Origin of the sequence: Colwellia sp. MB3u-8 (assembly GCF_014076985.1) — a bacterium.
In the GTDB taxonomy this organism is placed as follows: Bacteria; Pseudomonadota; Gammaproteobacteria; order Enterobacterales; family Alteromonadaceae; genus Cognaticolwellia.
Map to the genome: position 1 here is coordinate 1 of NZ_JACGVA010000009.1, position 1045 is coordinate 1045.

The following is a 1045-nucleotide window of genomic DNA, read 5'->3' on the forward strand; positions in this document are numbered from 1 at the left end:
CAATCGACATCATTCGTTTGAGGTTATAAGCGAGAACATGAAGACTCATCTCGGTACTGACATTTTTCAATTGTTTGGTAAGGAAGTGGGTTGCCCCCATCCACATTTTTATGGTGCCAAAGGGGTGCTCTACCGTTTGCTTGCGAATGAGCACCGTGTCAGGTGCGTTTTTCAATCGTGTTAGCATTTCTTCCATTTCACCTTCGTGTATCCAACGCCTTATCTTTCGTGGCTCGCGTTTTGATTGGGTACATTTAGCGCGAATATCACAGTCCCTGCAAGCAATGTGGTCAACATAGACCTTGAGTTTCATTCCGCCTTCTTCAACATTTCGCTTATGTGGTAGTTCATTCCCCGCAGGGCAAACGTAAAGGTCTCGGTCTTGGTCATATTTGAATAAAGAGCGATTGAAGATCCTTTTCTTTTTAGCACCTGACGTATCCCCTTTGGGCACAAGTGCAGAGGCCCCCATATCTTGAGTTTCTTTGATATCACGTCCGCTGTAGTAACCTTTGTCAGCTAACACTGTAATGTTTTTCTGCACCAATGCTTGCTGCGTTAACCGTGTCAAATCGGCCAACTTGCCACGGTCATTGGTATTGGTGACTTCGTGCGTCACTATTAAATGATGTTTCGTATCAACAGAGCTTTGAACGTTATAACAAACCTGTCTGTTCATGCCTTGTGTTTTAAGTAAGCGGGCATCAGGGTCAACTGTGGAAAGTTGCTTGTCTGGATGCGCCTCCACTTGTACAGCAAATTCCTTGAGTTCAACTACGCGTTGTTTCATCCATGCAATTTTCTCAGCAGCAGAGGCTTGAACAGCATCAACTTTATCATTGGCATCGGCGGTTTCAAGTCGACTTAAGTAATTCTCAATATGCTTTTCCATACGGCGAATATGGTCTTTAACTTTGTTTGGCGTGTAATTGTTGTGCTTGCTATTAACCGCTTTGAATTTACTGCCATCGATAGCCACAACGGCATCGGTGAACATATTCATTTGACGGCATAACTCGATGAAGTGACGGCAGACTTTGGTGAT

The 1045-nt window shown here is 44.1% G+C and carries 1 protein-coding gene; it reads right to left on the reverse strand.

Annotated elements, in window-relative coordinates:
- Positions 1–1045: IS1182 family transposase (locus tag H4J54_RS00055; RefSeq protein WP_182188820.1), on the reverse strand; the 1045-nt coding region annotated here is incomplete at both ends.